Origin of the sequence: Amycolatopsis benzoatilytica AK 16/65, from assembly GCF_000383915.1 — a bacterium.
In the GTDB taxonomy this organism is placed as follows: Bacteria; Actinomycetota; Actinomycetes; order Mycobacteriales; family Pseudonocardiaceae; genus Amycolatopsis; species Amycolatopsis benzoatilytica.
The window spans coordinates 5,448,432-5,473,547 of record NZ_KB912942.1 but is presented as its reverse complement, the minus strand read 5'-3'; the positions used below and the strand labels follow the sequence as shown (position 1 = coordinate 5,473,547).

27 protein-coding genes and 1 pseudogene are annotated in these 25,116 nt (G+C 69.2%); 21 read left to right on the top strand and 7 right to left on the bottom strand.

Translation table 11 applies throughout. The features are described from left to right. Window positions 1–5: 5 nt before the first annotated feature. Window positions 6–1,151, bottom strand: a complete 1,146-nt coding sequence (locus AMYBE_RS0125155; RefSeq protein ID WP_020662161.1) for a WXG100 family type VII secretion target — start codon at window positions 1,149–1,151, stop codon at window positions 6–8. 87 nt (window positions 1,152–1,238) lie between these two features. Then, the gene (locus tag AMYBE_RS0125150) at window positions 1,239–1,778 is read right to left on the bottom strand and encodes a PadR family transcriptional regulator (protein WP_020662160.1); all 540 of its coding nucleotides are present in this window, start codon (window positions 1,776–1,778) and stop codon (window positions 1,239–1,241) included. 65 nt (window positions 1,779–1,843) lie between these two features. Here AMYBE_RS0125150 and AMYBE_RS0125145 point away from each other — a divergent pair, with 65 nt between their 5' ends. The 4 genes from AMYBE_RS0125145 to AMYBE_RS0125130 all read left to right on the top strand — a co-directional run bounded on the left by AMYBE_RS0125145 (window position 1,844) and on the right by AMYBE_RS0125130 (window position 5,580). Then, window positions 1,844–2,773, top strand: coding sequence for a hypothetical protein (locus tag AMYBE_RS0125145; protein WP_020662159.1), 930 nt, complete (start codon window positions 1,844–1,846; stop codon window positions 2,771–2,773). A gap of 41 nt (window positions 2,774–2,814) precedes the next feature. Continuing rightward, window positions 2,815–4,230 (top strand): polyprenol phosphomannose-dependent alpha 1,6 mannosyltransferase MptB, encoded by a 1,416-nt coding sequence (gene mptB, locus AMYBE_RS0125140; RefSeq protein WP_020662158.1) that lies wholly within the window; start codon window positions 2,815–2,817, stop codon window positions 4,228–4,230. A gap of 148 nt (window positions 4,231–4,378) precedes the next feature. After that, window positions 4,379–4,993, top strand: coding sequence for a ClpP family protease (locus tag AMYBE_RS0125135; protein WP_020662157.1), 615 nt, complete (start codon window positions 4,379–4,381; stop codon window positions 4,991–4,993). Then, complete coding sequence (locus AMYBE_RS0125130; protein ID WP_020662156.1) at window positions 4,990–5,580, top strand: ClpP family protease; 591 nt, start codon at window positions 4,990–4,992, stop codon at window positions 5,578–5,580. Before AMYBE_RS0125135 ends, AMYBE_RS0125130 begins: the two co-directional genes overlap by 4 nt. 112 nt (window positions 5,581–5,692) lie before the next feature. Here the strand turns inward: AMYBE_RS0125130 and AMYBE_RS0125125 are convergent, their stop codons facing one another. Continuing rightward, entirely contained in the window at window positions 5,693–6,040 is a 348-nt protein-coding gene (locus tag AMYBE_RS0125125) for a helix-turn-helix domain-containing protein (RefSeq protein WP_020662155.1), read from the bottom strand. Between the two features lie 199 nt (window positions 6,041–6,239). After that, window positions 6,240–6,632, bottom strand: a complete 393-nt coding sequence (locus tag AMYBE_RS0125120) for a nuclear transport factor 2 family protein (RefSeq protein WP_020662154.1) — start codon at window positions 6,630–6,632, stop codon at window positions 6,240–6,242. Window positions 6,633–6,702: 70 nt separating this feature from the next. Here AMYBE_RS0125120 and AMYBE_RS0125115 point away from each other — a divergent pair, with 70 nt between their 5' ends. Beyond that, window positions 6,703–7,158: a MarR family winged helix-turn-helix transcriptional regulator gene (locus AMYBE_RS0125115; protein WP_020662153.1), complete on the top strand. Its 456-nt coding sequence runs from the start codon at window positions 6,703–6,705 to the stop codon at window positions 7,156–7,158. 91 nt (window positions 7,159–7,249) lie between these two features. On the opposite strand, the gene AMYBE_RS0125110 is transcribed toward AMYBE_RS0125115, so the two are convergent. Beyond that, on the bottom strand, window positions 7,250–7,525 hold the full coding sequence (locus AMYBE_RS0125110) for an FCD domain-containing protein (RefSeq protein WP_169515270.1): 276 nt from the start codon (window positions 7,523–7,525) through the stop codon (window positions 7,250–7,252). 1,082 nt (window positions 7,526–8,607) lie between these two features. Here AMYBE_RS0125110 and AMYBE_RS42315 point away from each other — a divergent pair. After that, window positions 8,608–9,783 (top strand): MFS transporter, encoded by a 1,176-nt coding sequence (locus AMYBE_RS42315; protein ID WP_020662151.1) that lies wholly within the window; start codon window positions 8,608–8,610, stop codon window positions 9,781–9,783. Between the two features lie 23 nt (window positions 9,784–9,806). Beyond that, the gene (locus AMYBE_RS0125100; RefSeq protein ID WP_020662150.1) at window positions 9,807–10,628 is read left to right on the top strand and encodes an aldo/keto reductase; all 822 of its coding nucleotides are present in this window, start codon (window positions 9,807–9,809) and stop codon (window positions 10,626–10,628) included. A gap of 87 nt (window positions 10,629–10,715) precedes the next feature. Here AMYBE_RS0125100 and AMYBE_RS0125095 read toward each other — a convergent pair whose 3' ends face one another. Then, window positions 10,716–11,297 carry a dihydrofolate reductase family protein gene (locus AMYBE_RS0125095; protein WP_020662149.1) on the bottom strand — a complete coding sequence of 194 codons (582 nt, stop codon included), beginning with the start codon at window positions 11,295–11,297 and terminating at the stop codon, window positions 10,716–10,718. 70 nt (window positions 11,298–11,367) lie between these two features. On the opposite strand from AMYBE_RS0125095, the gene AMYBE_RS0125090 reads away from it, so the two are divergent. From AMYBE_RS0125090 to AMYBE_RS0125040, 12 genes and pseudogenes are all read left to right on the top strand, one after another. Then, window positions 11,368–11,934: a TetR/AcrR family transcriptional regulator gene (locus AMYBE_RS0125090; RefSeq protein WP_020662148.1), complete on the top strand. Its 567-nt coding sequence runs from the start codon at window positions 11,368–11,370 to the stop codon at window positions 11,932–11,934. Window positions 11,935–12,018: 84 nt separating this feature from the next. Continuing rightward, entirely contained in the window at window positions 12,019–14,061 is a 2,043-nt protein-coding gene (efeU, locus tag AMYBE_RS0125085; RefSeq protein ID WP_027927982.1) for an iron uptake transporter permease EfeU, read from the top strand. 18 nt (window positions 14,062–14,079) lie between these two features. Continuing rightward, window positions 14,080–15,312 carry an iron uptake transporter deferrochelatase/peroxidase subunit gene (gene efeB, locus AMYBE_RS0125080; protein WP_020662146.1) on the top strand — a complete coding sequence of 411 codons (1,233 nt, stop codon included), beginning with the start codon at window positions 14,080–14,082 and terminating at the stop codon, window positions 15,310–15,312. A 416-nt stretch (window positions 15,313–15,728) separates the two neighbouring features. Then, window positions 15,729–16,247: a YlcI/YnfO family protein gene (locus tag AMYBE_RS0125075; RefSeq protein WP_020662145.1), complete on the top strand. Its 519-nt coding sequence runs from the start codon at window positions 15,729–15,731 to the stop codon at window positions 16,245–16,247. Window positions 16,248–16,314: 67 nt separating this feature from the next. Beyond that, complete coding sequence (locus tag AMYBE_RS0125070) at window positions 16,315–17,160, top strand: DUF4097 family beta strand repeat-containing protein (RefSeq protein WP_020662144.1); 846 nt, start codon at window positions 16,315–16,317, stop codon at window positions 17,158–17,160. 25 nt (window positions 17,161–17,185) lie between these two features. Beyond that, entirely contained in the window at window positions 17,186–18,145 is a 960-nt protein-coding gene (locus AMYBE_RS0125065; RefSeq protein WP_020662143.1) for a daunorubicin resistance protein DrrA family ABC transporter ATP-binding protein, read from the top strand. After that, window positions 18,142–18,957 carry an ABC transporter permease gene (locus AMYBE_RS0125060; protein WP_020662142.1) on the top strand — a complete coding sequence of 272 codons (816 nt, stop codon included), beginning with the start codon at window positions 18,142–18,144 and terminating at the stop codon, window positions 18,955–18,957. Before AMYBE_RS0125065 ends, AMYBE_RS0125060 begins: the two co-directional genes overlap by 4 nt. Window positions 18,958–18,968: 11 nt before the next feature. Then, a complete protein-coding gene (locus tag AMYBE_RS0125055; RefSeq protein ID WP_020662141.1) occupies window positions 18,969–20,159 on the top strand; it encodes a cytochrome P450 in 1,191 nt (396 codons plus the stop codon). 149 nt (window positions 20,160–20,308) lie between these two features. Then, window positions 20,309–21,058, top strand: a complete 750-nt coding sequence (locus AMYBE_RS0125050; RefSeq protein ID WP_211226852.1) for an AAC(3) family N-acetyltransferase — start codon at window positions 20,309–20,311, stop codon at window positions 21,056–21,058. Between the two features lie 33 nt (window positions 21,059–21,091). Then, window positions 21,092–22,147: pseudogene (locus tag AMYBE_RS42310) on the top strand (type III PLP-dependent enzyme); the annotation flags it as partial. 60 nt (window positions 22,148–22,207) lie between these two features. Continuing rightward, window positions 22,208–22,600, top strand: coding sequence for an adenosylmethionine decarboxylase (gene speD / locus AMYBE_RS45855; protein ID WP_034289181.1), 393 nt, complete (start codon window positions 22,208–22,210; stop codon window positions 22,598–22,600). Then, window positions 22,597–23,424 carry a spermidine synthase gene (locus tag AMYBE_RS0125040; RefSeq protein WP_020662138.1) on the top strand — a complete coding sequence of 276 codons (828 nt, stop codon included), beginning with the start codon at window positions 22,597–22,599 and terminating at the stop codon, window positions 23,422–23,424. The genes speD and AMYBE_RS0125040 overlap by 4 nt, the downstream gene beginning before the upstream one ends. Window positions 23,425–23,974: 550 nt before the next feature. Here the strand turns inward: AMYBE_RS0125040 and AMYBE_RS0125035 are convergent. Then, window positions 23,975–24,445, bottom strand: coding sequence for a MarR family winged helix-turn-helix transcriptional regulator (locus AMYBE_RS0125035; protein ID WP_020662137.1), 471 nt, complete (start codon window positions 24,443–24,445; stop codon window positions 23,975–23,977). Window positions 24,446–24,507: 62 nt separating this feature from the next. Between AMYBE_RS0125035 and AMYBE_RS0125030 the strand changes: the two genes are divergently transcribed. Then, complete coding sequence (locus AMYBE_RS0125030) at window positions 24,508–24,903, top strand: cupin domain-containing protein (RefSeq protein ID WP_020662136.1); 396 nt, start codon at window positions 24,508–24,510, stop codon at window positions 24,901–24,903. A gap of 64 nt (window positions 24,904–24,967) precedes the next feature. Beyond that, window positions 24,968–25,093, top strand: a complete 126-nt coding sequence (locus AMYBE_RS46705; RefSeq protein WP_020662135.1) for a hypothetical protein — start codon at window positions 24,968–24,970, stop codon at window positions 25,091–25,093. Window positions 25,094–25,116 lie beyond the last annotated feature (23 nt).

Genomic DNA, 25,116 nt, shown 5'->3' with positions numbered 1-25,116 from the left:
GTCGTTCACAGCCCGATCACCGGACTGATCGTCTTGTCTTCGGGGTGCAGGAGCGGCTGGTCGAGCACCGGCATCTTGTTCTCGTGCACCTCTTCCTCCTCCTGGGAGGCGTTCGCGCCGCGGCCGGGCATCATCCCGTTGCCGGCGCCCGCGCGTGCCGCGGCCATCTCCGCCATCGCGGCGTTTCGGGCGAGCATCGCGCTCTCCATGCCGAGCGTCGAGCGCAAGCCCGCGGACAGCCCGGACTCGACCGGCGCCGCCGTGGTCAGCGCGCCCCACGGCATCCCGCCGCTGCTGGTCCCCGCCCCGCCCGGCCCGACGTAGCCGGACGCGGTGGTCGAATCATCCGCGCCGTAGGAATCCGCGGTGGTCGCACCGGCCGGCGGCGGGTTGATCGCGTGCGAGCTCTTGCCAAGGCTGCTTTCGTAGCGCTGCATCACGTGCACCGCCTCGGCCTTCTGCTCGGCCGCGGCGACGTTCGAGGCGAACAGGCTCGCCCCGCCGCCCGCGACCGCGCCGATCGCCGCGCCCATCAGCGCACCCGGACCGGCCCCGATCCCGCCGGCCCCGGCCCCGAGGATGCCGCCGATCGCCGCGCCCGCACCAGCTCCTGCCGCCGCAGCGGCGACCGCGCCCCCAGTCGGGTCGCCGGGCGGCTTCGGCATGGTGTTGCGCGCGACGGCCAGCGCGTCGCCGGCGTTCTGCGCAGCGTGCCCGACCGTGCCGGCGCGGTCGCTGATGCCGGACGCGCGCTCGCCGAGCGATCCGAGCCGTCCGGACGCACGTTCCGCGGCCTGCCCGCTCCAATTCTCCTGCAGCGTCCCCTGCTCCGACTTCAGCGATTCGGCGTGCGACTGCATCGCCTTGCCGTGCCGCTGCCATTCCGCGGCGACGGTGCTGACGTCGCCGACGTCCGCCTTGTCCCACAGCATCTGGTACAGCTGCTCGTGCGAGTAGGCGTTCCAGTTGGTGCTGCCTGGCGGGACCGGCGCACCGAAGTAGCCCTCCCACACGTTGCGCAGCGCGGAAACCACCGGCCGGGCCAGGGCACCGACCGGCCCTGCCTTGCCCAGCCCGGCGAGCGCGGTGTCCGCCAAGTTCTCCACCCCAGCCGACGCGGCGTCGACCACAGATCCGGATTGGCCGGTCATACCCCCACCTTCGGTCAGCCCGGCGAGCTCTCGCCAGGCACTCGCGCACGGTAGGGGCAGTTGATGAAATTGCGATGAAAGCGCGGTTCACCGAGGCGGGACGAGGTCTCCGGCGGCCATCCGGTCGGCGGTGCGGGAGAGCCAGTCGGCGTCGTGCCGCAGCCGGGAAGCCAGGAAATGCGCCTCCAGCATGTGCATTTCCGGCACATCGGCCTTCTGGAGCGTTTCGGCGAGCTCGCGATGCTGGTCGCGGACCCGGCGGGCCCGGTCGCGCAGCAGGGTGACGGCGTGGTCCGGCGGCAGCGCGCCGAGGTAGGCGAGTGCGATCAGGAACCGGGAGTCGAGGTTCGGGTCGGCGTCGGCGAGCTGCCGCTCGATCCGGTCGCGGAAGTCGGTGAGCCCGGCACGAGTCAGCCGGACCGGTTGCGGGTCGCCTTCCGCGGCGGGCTCGATCAGGCCGTGCCGGGTGAGCGTGGCGACGAGGGTGTAGACGGTCGAGGTCTTCGCGTTCAGGAACGGGTAGCGGTCGCGCAGCTCGCGCAGAAGCGCGTACTGGTGGCGCGGCGTCTCCACGAGCAGGCCGAGCATCGGCAGCACGAGCGGGTTGTCCAGGGCGTTCGTCGGCACCCGGCCAGGGTAGCGCAGTTAGTCGTATACGAGTACCTTGCTCGTATACGACTACTGGAGGAACCTTGATCGCTTTCGGAGTGTGGCCCGGTGTGGTCGCGAAGGACCTGGTGCGGCTGGAGACGTTCGTCGACGCGCCGCCGGAGGACATCGAGCGCACCGCGGAAGCCTTGCGAGACCTGTCGAAGGGCGCCCGGCGCTTCTATGTGCGCTGCTACCGCACCTATCGCGGCCCGCACGAGCCGACGCCGCCGGATCCGGCACCGTACCTGGGCGACGGACGGGTGGTGGACTACGTCCTCGGCTATGGCGGCGACGTGGCGGGATTCGCTGCCGAGGTCCGCGGAGCGGTCCGCGAAGTCGCCGAGCTGGGCGGCGGGAAGCTGCAGGTGTGCGAGGAGGTGAACATGCCCGCGCCGCTGGACGGCGGCAATCCGGGCTGTTACGAGGCGCTGGCCGCCGGGTTGGCGGCCGCGGTGGCGGAACGCGCGCGGCTGGGCGTCGACGTCGCGATCGGCTTCAACGCGGCGGTGGCGTTGCCCGGCGACCCGTTCTGGGCCGCGGTCGCGGCGGCGGTCGACCCGGACTCGTTGGCACAGATCGATTTCCTCGGGCTGGACTTCTTCCCGGACGTCTTCCGCCCGATGCCGTCCGAGGTGCTGCCCGGCGCGGTCGCGCACGTCGTGCGCTCGTTCCGGGAATCCGCGACCGCGCTGGGAATTCCGGCCGCGGTGCCGATACACATCACCGAAACCGGCTGGCCGACCGGGCCGGAACACTCGGAGGAGCAGCAGGCGCGGGTGCTGGAAACGGTTGCGCGGACGGTGTTTTCGCTCGCCGACGAGGTTCTGGTGGATACCTATGAACTCTTCGGCCTGCGAGACGGCCTCTCGACCGGGCCGCGGGAGAACCGGTTCGGCCTGCTGCGGGACGACTACTCGCCGAAACCCGCCTACCGGCTCGTGCGGGAGCTGATCGCGGAACAGGCGGGCTGACGGCCCCACTACGATCGTCCCATGTCGCCCAAAGGCCCTCGATGAGCACGCAGCAGGTCACCCTTCCGAAGTTCCTCGGGTTCGCGCCTCCGGCAACCCTCCGCTGGACGGGGTTCGCCGGTGCGGTGCTCCTCACCGTCGCGGTCTGGACCAGCCGCTACGGGCTGGTCCCGTTCGCCGCGGGCATCGCCGGGGTGGGCCTGGTGACGCTGGCGTGGGTCCTGCTGAGCAGGGCGGACCGGACGGTTTCCTGGCTGCGCGGCACCCTGGCGCTCTGGTGCGCTCCGCTGCTGGCCGTGCCGCCGCTGTTCAGCGGGGACGTCTACAGCTACCTGGCACAGGGCGCGGTGGCGGCCAACGGGCACGACGTCAACGCGGTCGGTCCCTTGCAGGGCTTGGGGCCAGCTTCGGACATTCTCGGCCGGGTCAGTGTCTACTGGCGGGAGACGCCGTCTCCGTACGGGCCGCTCTTCGGCAGCGTGGAACGATTGATCGCCCAGCTCTCCCAGGGAAATCTCGTCGCCGGGATCGCGTTGCACCGGTTCGTGGAGATCGCCGGCCTGCTCCTGATCGGATGGGCGGTGCCGCGGCTGGCGGCCGTCGCGGGCGTCTCTCCGGCATCGGCGCTGTGGCTGGGCGTGCTCAATCCGCTGGTGCTGTGGCACGTGGTGGCCGGGATGCACAACGACTCGCTGATGCTCGGCCTGATGGCGGCCGGGACCGCGATCGCGCTGGAGGCGGTCGGGGACCGGATCCGCTGGCCCCACCTGGCCGGCGGCACCATCTTGATCGCACTGGGAGCGGAAGTGAAGCTGCCCGCCCTGGTCGCCCTCGCCGCGGTCGGCACCGCCTTGGCCCGCCGCCGTGCGCGGCTGCCCGACTTCCTTCTGTGCGGCGCGGCGATGCTGGTGCTCTTCGCCGCCGTGTCGGCGGTCGTCTCGTTGCCGACCGGAATCGGCTTCAGCTGGATTTCCGCGCTGACGACCTCCGGCCAGGTCAACAGCTGGATGGCCCCGACGAACTGGTTCGGCTTCCTGATAGGCGGAATCGGGTCGCTGTTCGGCGCGCACCTCACGCAGACCATGATCGGCGTCGGGAAGATCATCGGCTACGTGCTGTCCGCCGCCGGCATCGTCGTGGCCTTGCGCTGGCAATGGACCGGCCGGATCGACGCGGTGCGCTCGCTGGGCTTGATGCTCGCCGCTTTGGTGGTCTTCGGACCGGCAGTGCAGCCGTGGTACCTCCTGTGGGCGGCGGTTCCGCTCGCCGCTTCGCTGCCGGCCGGCCGGGCTCGCGCGACGCTGATCAGCCTGCTCGCGGTGTTCTCCGTGGTGCTGCCGCCGATCGGCGGGAACTTCAGCGGACGGATCGGGCTGCTGGTCGCCGGATACCTGATCGGAATCGCGGTGGTGGTCCTGGCGTTCTTCGCGATGCGAAAGAATCAAGAATCTACTTAGGACACAGAGCCGCCGGACGCCGTCCGTGCGCCGCCGAGCTATGCAACGATCCCGCCGACCAGCGTCGCTGACTTCGCGCTGCTGTCAGCAGATCCGCTGGCAGCAGCAACGGCGGACAGTGGCCGGTCCGCGGCGGCATGGTCGAAGCATGAGCAACGAATCGACTCAGCCGATGTTCGACCAGCGGCTCCGGGAACGGTTCCTGAGCCAGCGCGTCCTGGTCCTGGACGGGGTGCTCGACGACGACAACGGAACCGTCCTGGCCACCCAGATGCTGTCCCTCGCCGGGGAGGACCCGGTCAAGGACATCGCGCTGTGGATCCACTCGCCGGGCGGATCCGTCCCGTCGATGCTGGCCATCCGCGACGTGATGCGGCTCGTGCCGTGCGACGTGTCCACCCTCGCGATCGGGCTGGCCTGCAGCGCCGGGCAGTTCCTGCTGTCCGCGGGCACTCCGGGAAAGCGGTACGCGCTGCCGCACGCGCGGATCCTCATGCACCAGGGTTCCGCCGGGATCGGCGGATCGGCGGTGGAGGTCGAGGTACAAGCCGACGACCTGCGCCACACCCGGGACACCGTCCTCGGTCTCATCGCCGAAGACACCGGACAGCCGTTCGACCGCGTTTTCGCCGACTCCCTGCACGACCGGTGGTACACCGCGGGCGAAGCGCTGGACTACGGCTTCATCGATCACCTCGTCGACCGCCTGGAACAGGTCGTTCCGGTGCGCACGCACGCGATGGGCCTGGGGGTCCGAGCATGAGCACCTACACCATCCCGAACGTCGTGACGCGCAGCGCGGGCACCGAGCGGATCATGGACGTCTACTCGCATCTGCTGTCCGAGCGGATCGTGTATCTGGGCACCGCGATCGACTCCGGTGTCGCGAACGCGCTGATCGCGCAGCTGTTGTTCCTGGAGTCCGACAACCCGGACCAGGAAATCAACCTGTACATCAATTCGGAGGGCGGCGACCCGTCCGCGATGCTGGCGCTGTACGACACGATGCGGTTCATCAAGGCTCCGGTGGCGACGACCTGCGTCGGCCAGGCGGTGGCGACCGGTGCGGTGCTGCTCGCCGCGGGCGCGGAGGGGAAGCGGTCGGTGCTGCCGCACGCCCGGGTGGTCCTGCACCAGCCCGCGGCGCAGGGCCGCGGGACCATCCCGGACCTGATCCTGCAGGCGGACGAGGTGGTGCGGGTGCGGACGCAGCTCGAGGAGATCACGTCCAAGCACACCGGACACGACGTGGCGGAGCTGCGCCACGACACCGACCGGGACCGGGTGTTCGACGCCGCGGGAGCAGTGGCTTACGGGCTGGCTGACCAGGTGATCGACAGCCGGCCTTGACCGGGCGCGCCCGGCTGAGGTGTTCCGCGCGGTCGCCAGCCGGTCTGGGGGTCCGGCCGGCAACCGGACTCCGGAACAGGCGGCCACCTCAGCCGGGTGCCGTGCCGGGAGGCTAAGCGGCCATCAGCAGCGGACCGGCCGGGCGGCCGGCCGGCCGCGGGCCGACCACGCTGATCCGGCTCAGGTCGCCCGTGATGCCGATCAGCAGCCCGGCGAGATTCACCCCGAGCGCACCCGTCACCGCGGCGATCATTTCGCTCGACGGTTCCTTGCGGCCGCGCTCGATCTCCGAGAGGTACTGGGGCGAGATACCGGCTCGCTGGGCTACGTCGATCAGGCGTTCGCCCTGGGTTTCGCGGGCTGCCCGGAGGTTCCGGCCCAGCACCTCGCGCCACAGCGGCTCTGCCTCGTCGTCCGGAGCGGGGGCGCGGCGCTGGTGGAAAGGAAGGATGTCCGCCATAGGCCCCAGCCTCGCATCCGCGCGGGCGCGAGCGACAGCTGTTCCGCTCACGGCAGAACGGGGCAGGGGTGGCGGGCAAGGCGCGCCCGGCTGAGCCGCCGGCCGTGAAGGGAACATTGAGGGACTCAGAGTCCCTCAATGTTCCCTTCACGGCTTTCCGGACCTGGCACCCGCGCCCGGGTGCGGGCACCGGCTGTTCTCAGGCGTCCTGGATCCAGGACGGGCTGATGCCCATCTCGGTGAACCGCCAGCCGTCCGCGGTCCGGGCCGCGGCAGTGGTCAGCCTCAGTCCGCTGCGGCGGTGGGGCGGTTCGCCCTCGCGGTAGAAGTAGACGAGCTGGTTGGCGGTCGCGGTCGCCCGGTCGCCGTCGACGTCGATCAGGATGTCGCTGTGCACGTGCTGGGCGAGGTCGGTGTGCTGCGCGTTCAGGAATTCGGTCACCTCCGTGAGCCCGCGCAACTCCCCGCGCGGCGAGTGGACGGCGATGTCGGAGTGGTAGACGCGGTCGAGTTCGTCGTGCCGGTGCTCGTCCAGGGTCCGGGCGAGGCGGGCGAACAGGTCGGCGATGTCGAGGCGGTCGAGGGTCTGCATGTCCGGTCTCCTTCAATGTTGGTGCGACCAACAATAGAGCAAAGTTGTTGGTTCCGCCAACACTGATAGCATGGCCGGCATGGACGAAATCCTGCGACGGTTGACGAAGCGGCCGAGCTGGCTGGTCACCCAGCTGTCCGTGCACGTGCGGCGACTGGTTTCCGACGGCTTCGCCGCGGCCGGCGCGCGCGGGTACCACTACCGGATCTTGGCCGCGCTGGACGAGTTCGGCCCGGCGAGTCAGGCGGAGCTGGGGCGGCGGTGCCGGGTGGATCGCAGCGACGTGGTGGCGGCTGTCAACCAGCTGGCCGAGGCGGGGTACGCGGAGCGCACGCCGGACCCGGACCACGGGCGGCGCAACATCGTGCACCTGACCAAGGCGGGCGCGCGGCAGGTGAAGCGGCTGGACAAGGCGCTGGACGAGGTGCAGGACGAGCTGATGGCACCGTTGACCGGCGAAGAACGGGAGACTTTCTTGCGATTGCTGGGAAAGGTGCTGGCGGAGCGGGAATCAGACGCGTCGTAAACGGCACGCCGGCCGGATCGCGCGGCCTTCGATCTGGGTATTTCGCGCCCCGCTCGGATCGCGCGGCATTCGATCCGTGCGTCTCGCGGGGTTACTTCTTTCGCGCCGTGCTTCCGCGCGCGGGTTTCTTCTTCTGCGCCCCCGAATCCGGTTCCAGGGGCAAACCCGCCGCGTGCGCCGCGAACGCGTCCGCGGCGGCTTCCCCGTCGCGCTCCCGCAACAGCGAAACCAGCCGGCCGTGTTCGTCCGCCAGGGCCTGCCAATCCCGGTCGGACAACGGGTCCGCGCCTGCCCGCGGCGTACGCAGGCTCGGCTCCAGCACCTCCCATATCCGGGACAGGAACGGATTCCCCGGAATCTGGCTCACCCGCGCAGCTGTGCGCGGAGTCCGCGTACGGCGGTGATCGGGTGCGGTTCCTGCGCCCGGCGGGGAAATTCCTCAGGGCGACCGCCAAGGTGACGCATAACGCGGCGGACAGCCGAGTGCCGGTGCTGACGGAGCGGTAGGCACAGCTTGCGGTTGAGGGGATTGTGCCGGAGGATCTGCTCGCCGGCTGAGGCCGGTGGCGCGAGTGCGGGGAAGCACTTGCGCCGCCGGTCCTGGCTAGGCGAGCCGCGCCAGGTCGATGCACCGGATGCGCCGCCGGTTCGCCAGCGGCGGACAGGGTCAGCTCGCTGACCGCGCGCACGTCAAGCCAGGCGAGTTTGTTGCCGCGCGATCCGGCTGTGCCGCCGCAGCAGCGTCCACAGTGGATGCTCGACAGACAGTCGGAGCGGGGTCGGCCGCCGCGCGCATCCGGCCGAGCATCGCCAGCGTAAAGAGGTCGGGAGCAAAACGGGGAGCCATCGCGAACAGCTTCTGAGGCCGCTGACTCATGGATTACCTGCTGCGTCAGGGGGTTGCGTGCGGAGATGGATAGCGGCCGCTCTCGCATCGGAGCGGACTTTTGCGGGGTGCTTCTCGACGAATCCCGCGATGCTGTCGCGCCTCTGCTGGAGGTGCCGCTGCGGCCCGCCGACCTCCGTCGCGAGATCTCCTTGAGCGCGGCTGAGGGTGGCCCGCGTAGCCCTCTTCACCGCGGGACCCGTGGTGAGCAAAGACTTTGGCCTCGACGTCCCGGAAACGCGGAGCCGGTCGAGGCGGGCGCTGTCCGCGAGGGATCGCCGGACGCCTGCGGCACGCTCTGGGCATGCGCCGGGCTTGATGGTCGAGGCTGGCGCCGGGCGGCCGGCTTTCCACCAACGGTCGACTGTATGTAATCGACGACATGCAGGCGACAGCTGACCACTGCCCGCCTTCTACTGTGACCTCCGTCAATAACACGCGTCTGCAACTAACTGCACGTGCAACTATTGACGAAGCCCGTAGAACGTCTCCGCAACGGCAGCATGCCGACGACGCGGAGACCGCCGCGCGGGACTGCAGACAGACACAGAGGAGTCGGGGTCATGCCACTCGCGCTGGTTGCGCTGGCGATCGGAGCCTTCGGGATCGGCACCACCGAATTCGTGATCATGGGGCTGCTGCCCGAGATCGCCGGTGAATTCAGTGTGTCCATCCCGGCCGCCGGGATGCTGGTGACCGGGTATGCGCTCGGGGTCGTCGCCGGGGCGCCGGTGATGACGGTTCTCGGCACGAAGATCAACCGCAAGACGATGCTCATGCTGCTGATGGGCCTGTTCATCGCCGGGAACGCGTTGTCCGCGGTCGCGCCCGCGTTCGGCGTCATGCTCGCCGGGCGGATCGTCGCGTCGCTGGCGCACGGGGCGTTCTTCGGGATCGGCTCGGTGGTCGCCGCGGAGCTGGTCGCGCCGGAGAAGAAGGCCGGGGCGATCGCGTTCATGTTCACCGGGCTGACCGTCGCCAACATCGTCGGCGTGCCGCTCGGCACGTTCGTCGGGCAGGCGGTCGGGTGGCGGGTCACGTTCGGCATCGTCGCGGCGCTTGGCGTCGTCGGCCTGGCCGGTGTCGCGAAGCTCGTCCCGGACCTGCCGCGGCCGGAGGGAGTGCACCTTCGCCACGAGCTCGCCGCGTTCCGCAACATCCAGGTGATTCTCGCGATGGCGATGACGGTCCTCGGCTTCGGCGGCGTCTTCGCCGCGATCACCTACATCGCGCCGATGATGACCACCGTCGCCGGCTATTCGCCGGCCGCCGTCACCTGGCTGCTGGTGTTGTTCGGCATCGGCATGTTCCTCGGCAACCTGCTCGGCGGCCGGTTCGCGGACCGCCGCTTGATGCCGATGCTGTACGTCAGCCTGGGCGGCCTCGCGATCGTCCTGGCACTGTTCACCTTCACCGCGCACAGCAAGGTCCTCGCCGCCGCGACGATCTTCCTTGTCGGCGCGCTCGGCTTCGCCACCGTCCCGCCGCTGCAGAAGCGGGTGCTGGACCAGGCGCACGGCGCGCCGACGCTCGCTTCCGTGGTCAACATCGGTGCCTTCAACCTCGGCAACGCGCTTTCCGCGTGGCTCGGCGGCATCGTGATCGCAGCCGGTTTCGGCTACACCTCGCCGAACTGGGTCGGCACCGCGCTCGCCGGTTCGGCGCTCGGCCTCGCGGTCTGGTCGGCCGCGCTCGAACGCCGACCGCCCGTTGCCGCCGAAACCCTTGTCCAGTACTGATTTCCATCCGAAAGGCAGCTGACATGACCGTCCCGGCCGTTCGCCTCAACAACGGCGTCGACATCCCGCAACTCGGCTTCGGCGTCTTCCAGGTTCCCGACGACGAGACCGCCGCCGCCGTCGCCAGTGCCCTCCAAGCCGGTTACCGCAGCATCGACACCGCAGCGATCTACGGCAACGAAGCAGGCGTCGGCCGCGCCATCGCCGAGTCCGGCCTGTCTCGCGACGAGCTGTTCGTCACCACCAAGCTCTGGAACGCGGACCAGGGCTACGACTCGACGCTCCGCGCCTTCGACGCCTCCCTTGCGAAACTCGGTCTCGACCAGGTCGACCTCTACCTGATCCACTGGCCGACCCCCGCCCGCGACCGCTACCTCGACACCTGGCGCGCCCTGGAACAGCTCGCCCGCGACGGCCGGATCCGCGCCGCAGGCGTGTCCAACTTCCAGCCCGCCCATCTGCGGCGGCTGATCGACGACAGCGACCTCGTGCCCGCGGTCAACCAGATCGAACTGCACCCCGGCCTGCAGCAGGCGGAACTGCGCGCCTTCCACGCCGAGCACGGCATCGCCACCGAGGCGTGGAGCCCGCTCGCCCAGGGGGCGGTCCTGAACGATCCGGCGATCACCGAAATCGCCGGGCGCACCGGGAAATCCGCCGCGCAGGTGGTGCTGCGCTGGCACCTGGAGCTGGGCAACATCGTGATCCCGAAGTCGGTCACCCCGGCCCGGATCCGGCAGAACCTGGACGTCTTCGACTTCTCCCTCTCCGACGCCGACCTCGCCGCGATCGCCGCCGCCGATCGCGGCCTGCGCACCGGGCCGGACCCCGACCAGCTCAACTGACCCGCTCCCGCTCCGTCCGGGAAGGGCCGCTGGAGGGAATTGGATTCCCTCCAGGGGCCCTTCCCGGACCGGACTCGCGGGGCCGGCTCAACGCCGGACCAGCCGGGTTGCGGTGACCCCATTCGGGAACGCTGTTCGCTCTGTCACCTCGAACGCCGTCGGATCGAACCCGCCGTCCACCATCGGCACGCCCGCTCCGGCGACCACCGGGTAGCTCTTGATCACCAGCTCGTCGATCTCCGGCAACAGTGCTCCGGCCAGTTTTCCGCCGCCGCACAGCCAGATGTCCAGGCCGTCCTCCTTCTTCAGCGACTGCACCAGCCCGACCGGGTCGCCCGGGACCACGGTCACCGCCGGGTCGACGTCCGGCTTCAGCGTGCTCGACACCACGTACTGCCGCAGGTGCGCGTACGGACTGGTGACCGACGGGTCCACGCGGTAGGTGGCCAGGCCCATCAGCACGGTGTCGAACCGCCGGTTGGGCTGGTCGTCCAGACCGAGCATGGGCCGGAACGCGGTGGGCACGGTCTCCGGATAGAGGCTGTTCAAGAACCCCAGGTACGACGCGGTCTGCTGCTCGTCGCCTTGGGGGAAGAAATCGAACTCTCCGGTAGGCCCGGCGATGCGGCCGTCCAGGGAGACCGCCACGTAGTACACGAGCTTTCGCATCAACCAACTCCGCTTATAGTACTCTGATTGAAGTGGTTTGAACCGTACAACTACAACTGGAGTGGTGTCAATGGTGCGCAGGAACGACGAGCGGCGCGCGGCACTGGTCGATGGCGCGATCGAGGTGCTGGCCCGCGAGGGGGCCCGCGGGCTGACCTTTCGCGCGGTGGACAGCGAGGCGGGCGTTCCGGTCGGCACCGCGTCGAACTACTTCGCCAACCGCGACGAGCTGTTCACGCAGGCCGGTGCCCGGGTCTACGAGCGGTTGCAGCCGGACGACGACACGATCCCGCCGGGTCGCGACCGCGCCGCGTATGCCCAGATCATGCGCGAGCTCGTCGGCCGGATCGCCGCGTTCCGCACGGGTTACCTCGCACTGCTCGAACTCCGCCTCGAAGCGACGCGGCGGCCGGAACTGCGCGAGGTCCTCACCGTACGGGTCCGTGCCGACGTCGACGCGAACGTCTCGTATCACCTCGCCTCCGGTCTCCCCGGCGACGCGACCGCGGTCAAGCTCCTCATCCTCACGCTGAACTGGCTGATCGTCGAGCAGCTCACTCTGCCGGACGTTTTCTCCGAAGAAGAACGCGACGAGCTGATCGCCGCGGCGGTCGAGCGGATCGTGGCCACCGAATAGGACTTTTCAGAGAAGCGTGGAAAAAATGCACTGATCGCGGGGCCCCTGTCGGCCCGCGAATTAGGTTTGCCTATCGTAATCTCCGTGCAGTGGGCAGACGCGGTTCCCAATCTCATGATCGGCTTGCGCGAAGGTCTGGAAGCGGGCCTCGTGGTCAGCATCCTGCTGGCCGCTCTGCGCAAGATCCGGCCAGACGACGGCTCGGTGTCGACCGCTCCGGTATGGCTCGGCGTTTTGGGCGCGGTGACCGTAGCGGGTAGTTTCGCCGCTATTCTCACCTTTTCCACCGATGTCCTTTCTTCTCGTGCGCAGCAGATCGTCGGCGGCACGCTGAGCGTGCTGGCGGTTTTCCTGGTCACCGCCATGGTGTTCTGGATGCGAAGGACCGCGGTCGGGCTTTCCGCCCATTTGCGCGGCGAAGTCGAACGCGCGGCAGCGATCGGTGCGGGAGCGCTCGCCCTCACCGCGTTTCTCGCGGTCGGTCGCGAGGGCCTGGAGACCACGCTGTTCCTCTGGACGGCAGTGAAGGCGTCCGGCGCCACGGTCGCGCCACTGACCGGCGCGGCACTCGGGCTCGGTATCGCGATCCTGCTCTGCTGGCTGCTGTACCGCCGCGCGGTCCGGCTCAATCTCGGCGTTTTCTTCAGCCGCACGGCGTTCGTACTGATCGTCATCGCGGCCGGCGTGCTGTCTTACGGTCTCGGCGACCTCCAGGACGGCGGCGTCCTGCCCGGCCAGAGCTGGGTGGCGTTCGACCTCGCCGGCTCTGTCGACCCGAACTCCTGGTGGGTTTCCCTGATCAGCGGCGTCACCGAGCTGACCCCCCGGATGACGGTGCTGCAAGTCGCGGCCTGGATCGGGTACCTCGCGGTCGTCGTCCCGCTGTTCGTCAAGGCCGGGCGGCGGCCCGCCGAAAAGCCCGCTGAGAAGCCCGCCGAGGCGGCTGGGCGCTGGGAACGGCTGGCGGGCAGGCACACCGCGATCGTCGCGGGCGCGCTCGTGCTGGTGCCGGTCGCGGTGGCGGCGCTGGTGATCGCGGTCCTGCCGTCCGCGGCGGCCGGTTCCGCGGCAGCCGTTTCGGTGACCGACCAGGGTTGCGCGCCGGAGTGGAAGTCCGCGCGGCCCGGCACGCAGAGCATCACGGTCGCCAACAAGACCGCCAACGCCGGCGAGATCCGGCTGGACGACAGCAGCGGCGCGATCGTCGCCGAGATCGAGACGATCGGGCCGGCGACGAGCGCCACGATGTCCGCTTCGCTCGCCGACGGCGAGTACACGTTCCGCTGCCTGATGTCCGGCCAGCCCGCCAGTGCCTCGGCACCGGTCCAGGTCAGCGGCGGAGCCAAGGAAACCGTCGGCACCGCAGTCAAACCGGTGACCACCGGCGACCTCGACGGCCCGAACAAGAAGTACCTCGGCTACGCCGGGCAGCAGCTCGCCGCCGTGGCGACCGCCGTGGGTGCCGTCCGCGCAGATCTGGCGGCGGGCAACGCCGACGCGGCGAAGAAGGACTGGGTCACCGCTCAAGTGGCTTGGGAACGCGTCGGCGCTTCCTACAACAGCTTCGGTGACGCCGGTACCGCGGTCGACGGGCTGCCCGATGGACTTCCGGGCGGCGCGGCCGATCCCCGCTTCACCGGCTTGCATCGGCTGGAGTACGGGCTGTGGCACGGCCAGGGGCCGGCTTCGCTGGTCCCGGTCGCGGACAAGCTCTCCGCGGATCTCGCCGCGCTGCGCGGAAAACTCGACACCGACGACGTCGCGGGGGATCCGACGAAGCTGACGGTCCGTGTGCACGAGATCCTCGAAGACGCGATCCGCGACCATCTGTCCGGAATGGACGATCAAGGCAGCGCAATGGCCTACGCCGCAACGGATGCAGACGTCGAAGTCACTCGTACCGTTCTCGCCGAGCTGGCTCCGCTGCTCAACGAGCGTTCCCCAGGCCTCGTCCGGGAGGCGACCGCACAGCTCGACAAGCTGCACGAAGCGTTGGCAGCCACCGGTTATCGCGCACCGAGCGCCGTGCCGCTCGCGCAGCGGCAGGCGGTGAACGGCGCGGCCGGTGCGGTCGTCGAGACGCTTTCCGCGGCACCCACTCTGCTCGAAGTCCCTCCGAGCCACTGATCGGCTGGTGAATCCCTAGTGACGAACGTCAATCGCCGCAATTTCCTGAAGGGCGCGGCGGCCGGAGCGGCCGGCACCGCGCTGACCGGCGGCGTACTGATCGGCGGCGCCCAGGCGGACGAACGCGCCGCCGGTGCCGCGCCGGCTCCGGCGACCGAGCACCCGTTTCACGGCGCGAACCAGTCCGGTGTGCTCACGCCCAGTCCGGCGGAGAAGCAGGCGTCCGCGGCGTTCGCGGCCTTCGACCTGCTCAGCAGCTCCAAGACGGACCTGATCGCGCTCCTGCGCACGCTCACCGATCGCGCGCGTTTCCTGACCGCTGGCGGTACTCCGCCGAATCTCGGGGTGGGCAAACCGCCGTCGGACAGCGACGTGCTCGGCCCGGCGGTGCCCGCCGACGGCCTTACCGTCACCGTCTCGTTCGGCTCCAGCCTCTTCGACAAAGTCGGTCTCGCCGATCGCAAACCGAAGAAGCTGACTCCGATGCGGATCTTCCCGGACGATTCGCCGGAGGCCGCCTGGATGCACGGTGACCTGCTGATCCAGTTGTGCGCCAACAACCCGGACACGGTGCACCACGCGATCCGCGACCTCACCCGGCACACTCGCGCCGCGATGCAGCTGCGCTGGAAGATGCACGGCTACAACCCGCCGCCGCGGCCGTCCGGCGCGGGCCGGAACCTGCTCGGGTTCAAGGACGGCACCGCGAATCCGGTCGGCGGGCAGGCGAGCGGCCTGGTCTGGGTCGACGACCCGGCGGAGCCGGCCTGGGCGCGCGGCGGCAGCTACCAGGTGGTCCGGCTGATCCGGATGCTGGTCGAGTTCTGGGACCGGGTGTCGATCAACGAGCAGGAGAAAATGTTCGGCCGCCGCCGCGATTCCGGCGCGCCGCTCGACGGGAACGCCGAAACCGACGACCCGGACTACCAGGCGGATCCGAAGGGCTCGGTCATCCCACTCACCTCGCACATCCGGATGGCCAACCCGCGCACCCCGGCAACCGAGAACCAGCGTCTCCTGCGCCGTTCCTACAGCTATGACCTCGGCGTCGACGCGAACGGCCAGCTCCAGGCCGGGCATGTGTTCGTCTGCTACCAGCAGGACGTGCGGCGGCAGTTCGAAACCGTGCAGGAACGGCTGGCCGGCGAGCCGCTGGTGGATTACGTCCAGCCGTTCGGCGGCGGTTACTTCTTCACGCTGCCCGGTGTTCGCGACCGCGACGACTGGTACGCCAGCGGACTGTTCTCCTAGCCCAAACCACCGTGCCCGATCCGCCGGCCGCACGCCCCAACGAGCCCCAATGTGGCATTGGGTGCATGTGATGCACCGAATGCCGCATTGGGTGCGTGTGGTGCACCGAATGCCGCATTGGGTGCGTGTGGTGCACCGAGTGCCGCATTGGGTGCGTGTGGTGCACCGAGTGCCGCATTGGGTGCGTGTGATGCACCGAATGCCACATTGGGTGCGTGTGATGCACCCAATGCCACATTGGGGTGCGGGTGGCGGGGCGGGGCGGGACAGGGCGGCCTGGTGTAGGCGGTCAGGTGGCCAATTTTTGTGGTGGTGCCACTTGCTGACCTGCGGGTTTAGTGGCTGCTGAGCCATCGTGGTGCCAAATTGAGCCATGATGGCTTGTGGTGGTGCCATCGGTGTGCCATAGTGGTGCCATGGACCTCACCACGTACGTGAATCACCTCGGCCGCGAGTTCGCCACCTTGGCCGAAACCGGCGGCGAAGAGGGGCGTGCGCTGGTCGAGCGTCTGACCGGCTCGCTCGAATCGGCGATCCGGATGACCCTGCTGGAAGCGCTGTCCGGCGCGGCCGACGAGATCACCCGGGACCTGGCTCCCGGTTCGGTCGAGCTGCGCCTGCGCGGCCGCGACCCGAAGTTCGTCGTGACCGCGCCGCCTGCCGAAACCCCGCAGCCGGCCGCGCCGGCGGCCGAACCCGTCCCGGAGGCCGAACCGCTGTTCGCCGAGGACGGCCCGTCGGCCCGGATCAACGTCCGGCTGCCCGAACAGCTCAAAGCCGCAGTGGAGGAAGCCGCGGCCAAGGAGGGCCGGTCGGTCAACGCGTGGCTCGTCCGCGCCGCGTCCGCCGCCCTGCGCTCGGAGCGCGAAGTGCGTTTCGACGCATCCGAAGCCGGAACATTCGCCAAGCAGAGCTTCACCGGCTGGGTCCGCTAGAACCCGTTCTTCATCCACGTCTCTGAACTGCGGAGACGTTCCATCACAACACTGTCAGGGGACAACCATGCCTAAATTCGAGACGCCCGAGCCCATCGCCGTCACCCTCGACCTCGGCGTCGGCCAGGTCCGGTTCGTCGCGGCCGACCGCGCCGACACCACCGTCGAGGTCCGGCCGACCGACGAATCCGACGAGTCCGACGTCAAGGCCGCCAAGCAGGTCCGCGCCGACTTCAGCAACGGGACGTTGCACGTCACCGGCCCGAAAGCGGGGCTGTTCGACTTCTCTCGCAAGACCCGCTCGGTCGACGTGACCATCGAGCTGCCGGCCGGCTCCCGGGTGTCGGCCGAGGTGCAGGCCGGCGGCTTCTCCGCCACCGGCGTACTCGGCCAGTCCCGGTTCAAGACCGCGGCGGGCAACGTCAGCCTGGACCGGACCGGCCCGCTGACCGTCGACACCTCGGTCGGCCACATCACCGTCGAGGAGATCGCGGGCAACGCGGAGATCACCACCGCTTCCGGCAAGATCCAGCTCGGCCCGATCGCCGGCACCGCGGCGGTCAAGAACTCCAACGGCGACACCACGATCGCCTCCGCGACCGGCGACGTGCGGGTGCGCTCGGCCAACGGCGACATCACCGTCGACTCGGCGGAGGCCAGCGTCGATGCGAAGACGTCCAACGGGGCGATCCGCCTCCGCGAGATCGTCCGGGGCGCGGCGACTCTCGAAACCGCGATGGGAGACCTGGAAATCGGCATCGCGGAAGGCACCGCGGCCTGGCTCGACGTGAAGACCGGCTTCGGCCACGTGCGCAACGAGATGACGGCATCCGCCAAGCCGTCCGACGCGGGCGAGACCGTCGAGGTGCGCGCGCACACTTCGTTCGGCGGCATCCTCGTCCACCGTTCCTGACCAGCGAATACTGGGGAGAAAAACCATGCACACCAACGGTTCCCGGCCCGCGATCGCGGCCACCGGACTGCGCAAGTCCTATGGCGACAAGGTCGTGCTCGACGGCGTGGACCTCTCGGTCGCCCGCGGCACGGTGTTCTCGCTGCTCGGCGCCAACGGCGCGGGCAAGACCACTACCGTGAAGATCCTGTCCACTTTGATCAACGCCGACTCCGGCGAAGCGCGGGTGGCCGGCTTCGACGTCGCCCGCCAGCCGGATGGGGTGCGCGCCTCGATCGGCGTCACCGGCCAGTTCTCCGCGGTCGACAGTCTGCTCAGCGGCGAGGAAAACCTGCTGCTGATGGCGGATCTGCACCATCTCGGCAAGACCGCGCGGCGCGCCCGCACCGGGCAGCTGCTCGAACAGTTCGATCTGGTCGAGGCGGCGAAGAAGCCGGCTTCGACCTACTCCGGCGGGATGCGCCGCCGGCTCGACCTGGCGATGACTCTGGTCGGCAGCCCGCAGGTGATCTTCCTGGACGAGCCGACCACCGGGCTGGACCCGCGCAGCCGGCGCGCGATGTGGCAGATCGTCCGAGAGCTGGTGGCCGGCGGCGTCACGATTTTCCTGACCACGCAATACCTCGACGAGGCCGATGAGCTGGCCGACCGGATCGCGGTGCTGGAACAGGGCCGGCTGGTCGCCGAAGGCACCGCGGACGAACTCAAGCGGCAGATCCCCGGCGGGCACGTCCAGCTGAAGTTCGGCGAGGAGGCAGAGCTCCTCCAGGCCAGCCGCGGACTGCGGGAGGCGTCGCGCGAGAACGACGCGCTCGTGCTGCGCGTGCCGAGCGACGGCAGCCTGCAGTCGCTCAAGTCCCTGATCGACCGGCTCGACGAGCTTTCCGTGCAGGTCGACGAGCTTTCCGTGCACACCCCCGATCTCGACGACGTCTTCCTCGCCCTGACCGGCACCTCGACCGACGAAAAGGCGGCCACCCGATGAGTACTGCCACCCTTGCCGGACCGGACCAGCGGTTCTATCCGGTCCGCGATTCGATGACCATGCTGCGCCGCAACCTGCGGCACATGCTGCGGTATCCGTCGATGACGATCATGCTCGTCGGGATGCCGGTGGTGTTCCTGCTGCTGTTCGTCTACGTCTTCGGCGGGACACTGGGCGCCGGGCTGGGCGGCGCGGGCGGCGGCAGAGCGGAATACGCCAACTTCGTCGCTCCGACGATTCTGCTGATGACGATCACCGCCACCGTGCAGGGAACGGCGATCTCGGTGGCGATGGACCTGACCGAAGGAGTCATCGCCCGGTTCCGGACCATGCACATCGCCCGGGTTTCGGTACTGACCGGGCACGTGCTCGGCAGTGTGCTGCAAGCGTTGTTCGGGCTGGTGGTGGTCACCGGGGTGGCGTTGCTGGTCGGGTTCCGGCCGGCGGCGGACTTCGGGTCCTGGCTCGCCGCGATCGGGTTCCTCGTGGTGGTGGCGCTCGCGCTGGTGTGGCTGTGCGTCGCGCTGGGACAGGTCAGCAAGAGCGTCGAATCGGCCAGCAACACGCCGATGCCGTTGCTGCTGCTGCCTTTCCTCGGCAGCGGGTTCGTGCCGACCGATTCGATGCCCGCCGGGCTGCGGTGGTTCGCCGAGTACCAGCCGTTCTCGCCGATCATCAACACGCTGCGCGGACTCCTGCTCGACGAGCCGCTGGGCAACAACTGGTGGCTCGCGCTCGGCTGGTGCGCGGTGATGGGTCTCGGCGGCTACTTCTGGTCCAAGAAGCTTTTCAATCGCGAATACTCGCACTGAGGGGGCATGAAATGAGTCACGAAAAGGTGGTGGACGGAGTTCCGCTGGGCCGGCCGCCGGGCTGTCCGTTCGATCCGCCCGCCGCGTTGAGCGAGCTGCGCGACGAGGCCCCGGTGGTGCGGATGAAGTTCCCGGACGGGCATCTCGGGTGGCTGGTCACCGGTTACCCGGAAGTGCGGGCGGTGGCGGCGGACCAGCGGTTCAGCAACCGGTACGAGCTGTCGCACTTTCCGCTTCCCGGGATGGAGCACGTCGAACAGCTGCCGCCGGCTCCGGTCGGGGACCTGACCGGGATCGACGCGCCGGAGCACACCCGCTTCCGGAAGCTGCTGACCGGGAAGTTCACCGTGCGGCGGATGCGATTGCTGTCGGACCGCGTCGCCGAGGTGGCGGCCGAGCATCTGGACGCGATGGAAGCGGCCGGGCCGGGCGTCGACCTGGTCGAAGCGTACGCGCATCCGGTGCCGGCGGTGATGATCTGCGAGCTGCTGGGAGTGCCGTATGCGGATCGGGAATCGTTCCAGGCCAACAGCGCGGCGATCAGCGACGTGGATCTGCCGGAGACGGACCGGATGAACGCCTACGGCGCGCTGCAGGAGTACGTCGGGGAGCTGGTGCTGACGAAGCGGGCTTCGCCGACCGACGATCTGCTGAGCGATCTGACCGGCAGCGATTTGACGGACGAGGAATTGGCCGGGCTGGGCACGTTCCTGCTCGCTGCCGGGCTGGACACCACCGCCAACATGATCGCGTTGGGGACGTACGCGCTGCTTTCTCATCCGGCTCAGCTGGCGGTGGTCCGGGACGATCCGGCGGCTGCTGGCGGGGCGGTTGAGGAACTGATGCGGTACCTGTCGATCGCGCACACCGGAGTGCGGGCGGCGCTGGAAGATGTCGAGGTCGGCGGGGAGGTGATCCGGGCCGGGGAATCGGTGGTGGTTTCGGTGCTGGGAGCCAATCGGGATCCTCGGCGGTTCCCCCGGCCGGACGAGCTGGACGTGCGGCGGGACGCGGTGGGGCATGTCGCGTTCGGGCACGGGGTGCATCAGTGCCTGGGGCAGCAGCTGGCTCGGGTGGAGATGACGGTGGCGCTGCCGGAGCTGTTGCGGCGGTTCCCCGGGTTGCGGGTGGACGGGGAAGTGGTCTTGCGGTCGGAGCTGCAGAACATCTACGGGGTGCGGAGATTGCCGGTTGCCTGGTAGGGCTGTTGAGGACTTTCTGGGGTTTGCTGGGGTAGTCCGTGAAGGGCCCCTTGAGGGAATCCAATTCCCGCAAGGGGCCCTTCACGGACCGGATAGGGTTGCCGCGTCGGTTGAGCGGATGGGGGTTCGTGGTGGTGGATGCTGCCCAGGTGGGTGACGGGTTGCGGCGGTTGGGGGTGGTGGAAGGCGGCGTGGTGATCGTGCATTCGTCGTTGTCTGCCTTGGGGGAGGTTGCCGGCGGCGCAGCGGCGGTGGTGCGCGGTGTGTTGCGGGCGGTGGGCACGGACGGGACGCTGGTGGTTCCGGCGTTTACCGGGGAGATCGCTGACCCGTTTCCGTTGCACGGCGGGGCGGGCGATTCCGCGGTGGACGCGGCCCGGGATCGGGTTCCGTTATTCCATCCGGATTTCCCCACTGCGATGGGAGCGGTTCCCAACGCGGTTCTGGGTTGGCAGGGGCGGTTTCGCAGCCGGCATCCGCAGGCGTCTGTTGCCGCGGTGGGGAAGCGGGCGGCTGAGGTGACCGCGCAGCAACCGCTCGGGTACGCGGTCGGAGTGGGGTCTCCGTTCGACTGGATGCACCGGCACGGCGCGCAGATCGTGTTGATCGGGGTCGGGCACAACCGGAACTCGTTCCTGCACTACGCGGAGTCGCTGGTGCCGCATCACCGGCGGAAGGTGCGGCGGTTTCCTTACCTCGTGGACGGCGAGCGAGTGTGGGTGCGGACCGGTGACGTCGGAGACGACAACGGGCGGTTTTTCCCTCAGGTCGGGGCGGAGTTCGAGGCGGCGGGCGAGGTGCGGATCGGGCGGATCGGGGCGGCGGAGTGCCGGGTGATGGACAGCGGTGCGTTCGTGGAGTTCGCGCGGCGACGGCTCGGGGAGCTGCTGAACGGGTGAAGAACCGCACCGGGCAACCTATACTTCGGCGTCGTGACTGAAGCTCAGCAGCGGTGTCGGGCGTTTCTCGACGACCGGGATCCGCCGACGCCGTGTCTCGTGGTCGATCTGGACACGGTGCGGGAGAACTGCGAACGGCTTCAGCGGGTGCTTCCGGAAGCCCGGATGTACTACGCGGTCAAGGCCAATCCGGCGCCGGAGGTGATCCGCGCGGTGCGCCAGGCGGGGGCCGGGTTCGACGTCGCCGGGTGGGAAGAGATCGAGCTTTGCCTCGGGCAAGGAGTGGCGCCGGAGGCGCTTTCCTACGGCAACACGATCAAGAAAGCTCGTGACATCGCGTACGCACACCGGGTCGGAGTCCGGCGTTTTGCCTTTGACAGTGCGGAAGATCTGCGGAACATCGCCGAGCATGCGCCGGGATCGACGGTCTCCTGCCGGATTCTCGTGGACAGTCCGGGGGCGTTGACGCCGTTCGGGCGCAAGTTCGGCTGTGCGCCGGAGATGGCGGTCGAGTTGCTCGTCCAGGCGGCGGAGCTCGGGCTCGATCCGGAAGGGGTGGCGTTCCACGTCGGGTCGCAGCATCTCGACCCGGCGGCGTGGGACATCGGGATCGCGGCGGCGGCGCGCATCTCCCGGGCCGTGGCGGAGCACGGAGTGTCGTTGCGGGGGTTGAACATCGGCGGCGGATTCCCGGTCGGCTATGTGAGCGACGCGCCGCCGTGGAGCGAGTACGCGACGGCCGTTCGGGAGTCGGTCGCGCGGCATTTCGCGGTGGCACCGGCGTTGTCGTTCGAACCGGGGCGGGCGGTGGTGGCGTCGGCGGGGATGATCCGCAGCGAGGTCGTGCTGGTATCCCGCAAGGCAGCCGACGACGAACGGCGCTGGGTGTACCTCGACATCGGCCGCTACAGCGGGCTTGCCGAGACGGAGAACGAGGCGATCGCGTACCGGCTGGTGACCGCACACGACGGCGGGCCGGACGGACCGGTCGTGGTGGCGGGGCCGACCTGCGACGGAGACGACGTGCTCTACCAGCGCACCCCCTACCGGCTGCCGTTGGCGCTGCGGGGCGGGGATCACGTCGACCTTCTCGATGCCGGAGCGTACACGCAGAGCTACTCTTCGGTGTCGTTCAACGGATTTCCGCCGCTGCGGACGTACTTCGTCGGCGGGGACGCCGGAGACGTCGGGGAGTTCGCCGGACGGCATGTGCTGGCGGAGTTCTCCGGGGTCGCGGCTGACGTCCTGGACGATCCGGCGTTGTTGTGCGAGAGCCTGGAACGGGCGCTGGACAAGGCCGGCGCGACGGTGTGCGACCTGACGTTCAAACAGTTCGAGCCGCACGGAGTGACCGTGGTGGCGCTGCTTTCGGAGTCGCACGCGTCGATCCACACGTACCCGGAGAACGGGTCGGTGTTCGTCGACGTGTTCACCTGCGGACGGCGAGCGGATCCGGAGCTGGCCGTGCAGCTGCTGCGGGACCAGCTCGGTGCGGGCGTTTCCCGGATCACCACTATCCACAGAGGACAGGACGGCAAGTGAACATCGAGGAACCGGTCGGGCAGGGCGTGACCCGGCGGTGGCACGTCTCGGACGTGCTGGCCGACACCCGGACCGAATACCAGCATCTGGTGATCGGGACCACCGCGCAAGGGGTTTCGCTGTTCTGCGACGACGAGCGGCAGAGCACCGAGTTCAGTCAGCTGGTGTACCACGAAGCGCTGCTGGTCCCGGCGTTGCTGCTGGCGTCCACTGTGGACCGGGTGCTGATCGTCGGTTCCAGCGAAGGCGTCGCGTCGCAGATCGCGGCGGCGGCCGGGGCTTCGGTGGACCACGTGGACATCGACGCGGAAGCGGTCCGGTTGTGCGCGGAGCACCTTCCCTACGGCTATTCGCCGGACGAGCTGGCACGAGCGGAGCGCGGCGAGGGGCCGGTCCGGGTGCGGTACGCCGACGGGTGGGAATACGTGCGCAGGTGCGGCGAGAAGTACGACATCGTGGTGGTCGACCTGCCGGACGAGCAGGACGACCTCGATGCGCAGCACAACCGCTTGTACGGGACGGAATTCTTGGCGTCCTGCCGGTCGCTGCTGACGTCTGGCGGGGTGGTGGCCTACCAGGGCGGCTGCCCCACGTTGTGGCGGAACTCGACTTTGGTGAAGTGCTGGCGGCGGTTCGAGAAGGTGTTCCCGGCACCGGTTTACTTCGGTTCCGCGGAGCACGAGTGGGCGTTCTTCTTCGGGACGGACCGGGAGAACCCGCTGGAGACGATGACGGAACGGCTGCCGGGGCTGCGGTACCGGCCGGAGACGATCGACGCGCTCGCGTTGCGCGGCGCGACGGTTCCGCCGATGAGCCTTCGCTGAGGACCGATCGGCGGACCTTGGCGCTGGACACTCATCGTGGCTGACTAGGGCTGGTGGACCGCCGGATTCGGCAGCGGGGTCGGGGTGGTGATCGGCGAGTCGGACGCGCCGGTGGCGGGAGACTTCGTGCCGGGCTGGCAGCAGGCGCTGGCCTGTTGTCCTTGCGGCCGCGGGTTGAGCGGCTCTTGGTAGACGCGGTAGCGGACGGCGTCGCTCGGCGCGTATCCCGAACGCGTCGAACGCGTCGAATGCGCTGTTCGGGGCGTTGGACTGGCGTGGTGTACCGGAGGCGCGTCGACCACCGGCACGGCGGGCGCAGGTGAGGGCACGGGCGCGGCCGACGAAGGATGTGCAACGGACGCCGGGGGAGCGGGCGGGGTCGAGCTGATCGCTGAATGTGCTTGCGGTATCGGGGGATTCGCTGGGCCGCTGCTGGCCGCCAGAGCTGCCGTCACGGCGATCGCCGCGCCGCCGACGGCGATCGCCGACGCCGCCAGAAGTCTTCGCTGCATGGAGAGATCCAACTGTTCGTCCGGCACGGCGTCAAGTGTCATTGACCGGAGAACCAGCCGGGCACATCCAGCCGCGCCGAGCCCGGTGAAGCGACCTTCCGCAGGTCCTCTTCCAGGGCGCGAAGCCGCTGTGCGCCCAGTTGTTCCGCCCACTGCGCGCGCAGCTGATCGAAGATCCGCGCCGACTTCGCCAGGCAGTCGATTCCGTGATCGGTCAGCCGCACCAGCATCCGCCGGCCGTCGCCGGGGTCGCGTTCGCGGTAGACGTAACCGAGCCGTTCCAGTGTGTCGATCGTCTTGCCGGCGGCCTGTTTGGACACTCCGAGCGTGTGCCCGAGCTCGACCGCCGTCGTGCCGTGGCGGCCGATCGCCTGGAAGACGAACCCGTACATCGGCCGAAGTCCGGCGTGCCCCTGCTTCGCGAGCTCGGCATGCAGATCGTCGATCAGGCTGCGGAATCCGAACAGCAGGCGCAGCGGCAGCTCGAATCCGGGCGGATCACTTGACATGATAGACAACCTCGTTGACTATATGGACAACTCGATTGTCTATCTTACTGGAGGAACCCCAGATGACTGTGATCCGGACCGCCGAAGCCCGCCGGACGGAAACCCCGAACGCGGTGATGACCACCTTCGCCTCGGCGACGCAAGGCGGCAGCCAGCAGGCGGTGTGGCGGGTCGACATGGACCCCGGCGCGGCCGGGCCGGTGCACGCGTTCGACGCCGAGCAGGTGTGGACGGTTCTCGACGGCGGCGCGCACATCACGCTCGACGGCGAAACTTCGACCGTGGCGGCGGGCGACACTGTGATCATGCCCGCGGACGTGCCGCGGCAAATCCGCACCACCGACGGGCTGGCCGCGATCGTGTGCGCGCCGGCGACCACCCGGGTGCACTGGACCGGCGCGGTTCCGGCGTGCGCGAGCGCTGACGGGGCCAAGATTCTGCCCGGCTGGGTGGCCTGACCTGGGCAACCGGACTGTGGCGGGCGTCACGGAATGTCTCGGCGCCGGTTGCGCTACAACCGGTATGTCTGCTCCCACCACGCCAGAAGAAGCCGCCCCGGTCGTGCCTCAGCTCGAGGACTTCGACTTCCCGCTCACCGACGGCGCAGCCTGCCGGATCGACGATCCGGACTGCGAAGCCTGCCAGTAAGCGGCGGACGGCTCGGGAAGCGC